Source organism: Candidatus Magnetobacterium casense, from assembly GCF_019173545.1.
Taxonomy (GTDB): Bacteria; Nitrospirota; Thermodesulfovibrionia; order Thermodesulfovibrionales; family Magnetobacteriaceae; genus Magnetobacterium; species Magnetobacterium cryptolimnobacter.
This window is the reverse complement of record NZ_JABXWD010000471.1, coordinates 1-2,383: the sequence shown is the minus strand read 5'-3', so window position 1 is coordinate 2,383 and position 2,383 is coordinate 1. Positions and strand designations below refer to the sequence as shown.

1 protein-coding gene and 1 pseudogene are annotated in these 2,383 nt (G+C 49.0%); both read right to left on the bottom strand.

Going from position 1 to position 2,383, the window contains the following annotated elements; genetic code table 11:
- Positions 1-612 (bottom strand): annotated as a pseudogene (gene istB, locus HWQ67_RS16460) (IS21-like element helper ATPase IstB); the annotation flags it as partial.
- A 424-nt stretch (positions 613-1,036) separates the two neighbouring features.
- The coding region (istA, locus tag HWQ67_RS16455) for an IS21 family transposase (RefSeq protein ID WP_218253773.1) at positions 1,037-2,383 on the bottom strand (1,347 nt) is incomplete at its 5' end.

Sequence of the window (2,383 nt, the reverse complement as noted above, 5' to 3'; positions counted from 1 at the left end):
GGTCAAGGATAGCATCTGCCAGAGTTGGATTGCCAATCATCTGATGCCAGTGTTCGACAGGCAACTGACTGGTTACAATGGTGGAATGTATTCCGTGCCGGTCCTCAACAATTTCCAGTAGATCCCTTCGCTCTTGATCGGACAGGGCAGACAGTCCCCAGTCATCAATTACCAAAAGGTGAGCCTTGGCAATGGTACTCATGAGCTTACGATAGCGACCATCTCCCTGGGCCACGCAAAGATCAGGAAATAGCCGTGGGGCTCGGAAGTAGAGCACCTTGAAACCTTCAAGGCAGGCTCTATGGGCCAGAGCACAGGCAATAAAGCTTTTCCCCAGGCCGGTTGGTCCGATGATGAAAACATTGAGGTGATCTCTGATCCACTGACAACTTGATAATGAGAGCAGCAAGGATTTGTCAATCCTCTGGGGTGCTGATAATCAATATCTTCCATGCACGCTTGATGGCGTAGTTTAGCCTGCCTGAGTCGGGACTTTAATTGACGGTTTTCCCGCTCACTTTTTTCCCGATCTACCAACAGGCCCAACCTCTCGTCAAAGGTGAGGTTTTGATACTCGGATGAGGCAGCCTGTTCCTCAAAGCCTCTGGTCATTCCATAAAGCTTTAATGCCTTGAGTTTTTCTAAGGTGGGTATAGGTAACATTCCCTTTTTCCTCCTTGTATTTTAATGTGTTTATCAGTTTTAGCAGTAGTGCTTTCACCAAAAATTTTCACCCAAAATGTACCAGCGATTTTCGGCCACGATGTACCACCTCTCACGATATCACCATTGAGAAGCAAAGGTGGTTTCCCTGTGGACAATATCCCCCCGTGGGCAGTATTCCCACAAGGAGGGTGACCCGTTATTCGCCTTATGCTTGGACAATAGGGTTTTTGAACACCATCTACCTTACTCCACAGGGGGGGCTTTATGCTTTGCGCTAAAGCGACAAAGGCATAACGCCCCCTTGGGGTAAGGTAAGATACAAGTATTTAACCATCGGGCAATTATTGTCCTCATGACACTTATCAATTGGTTAGTTGTAGTAACCACCTCCTCTGATATTTGCATGATTCACGGGGGGCTGGATTATACTGGCAGGCAGCGGCTGTTGATCCAGTCCCTTTTCCAGAATAGATCGAATACTCTTGTAGCTGCACCCTTTAATGGCTACTGCCCTATGGCAGGCTGCCTCAAGGCGGTCAGGAGAATAGTGTTTGGCCAGTCGTAAGATCCCAAGGCATGAGCGATAGCCTTGTTCAGGATGCTGACGGCTGTTCATAATGGTTTCAACGACCTGGGCCGTGGACTTGCCTACCGTACCTGCCCAGTGAATGATACGCGATGGGGTCCATTCCAGGTACTGCTGATGGCTGTGCGGCATATGCTCCTTGTGGGTGGTATGTGCGCCTGGCCGGTTATCTCTTCTATGGCTGGCTACCCTCTCTCCCCGATGGAAGACCTCTACCGTGGTAGCAGTATAGCGAACAGTCACCTCTTCCCTCACCAGCTTATAGGGAACGCTGTAATAGTGGCGGCTTAGCTCCACGTGGTAATCAATGTTTACCCGTGCCTTTTTCCATTCAGCAAACACATACTGAGTCTGAGGCAGGGGAAGAAGGGCTTCCCGCTCGATATTCTCAAGCCAGGAATGTCTTGATCCTTCCAGCTTTTTGAATGGACGATGGTTCAGTTTACCCACAAGATCAAAAATTGCTTCATTGATCTCGCTGAGACTAAAGAACGTGCGGTTCCTTAATGAGGCTAAAATCCACCTCTCTACGATCAGAACTCCCCCCTCCACCTTGGCCTTATCCTTTGGTTTTCTGACCCGTGCCGGAATAATCGCCGTGCCGTAGTGAGCAGCCATCTCATGGTAGGTTGGATTAATATCAGGCTCATACCGGCAGGGCCGTGACACACCGCTTTTAAGGTTATCGGGGACCACAATCCGAGCCACTCCACCGAAATATTCAAAGGCCCTCACATGCGAGCCTATCCAACTGGAAAGGCTTTGGTCCCACGTAGCCTCTGTATAGGTGTAGTTACTCGCTCCAAGAACAGCTACAAAAATTTGAGCCTCTTTTACCTCCCCGCTCTTTGGATCTACCACAGGAACGGTTTGCCCTGCATAATCCACAAACATCTTTTCTCCTGCTTTATAGCTTTGCCGAAGACTTACCTTAAGCTTCTTTTTCCATCGATTATACAGTTCACAAAATTGGGTGGATTGATACCCATCGGGGTGAACCTGTTTGTACTCCTGCCACAAAAGCTGAAGGGTTACTCCGCTCTTTTTCAACTCCTGATGGATAACACTCCAGTCAGGCTGAGGGCGACTGCCATTTGTCTTGCCTGCCTTGCCTGCCTTAACTGTCTTGCA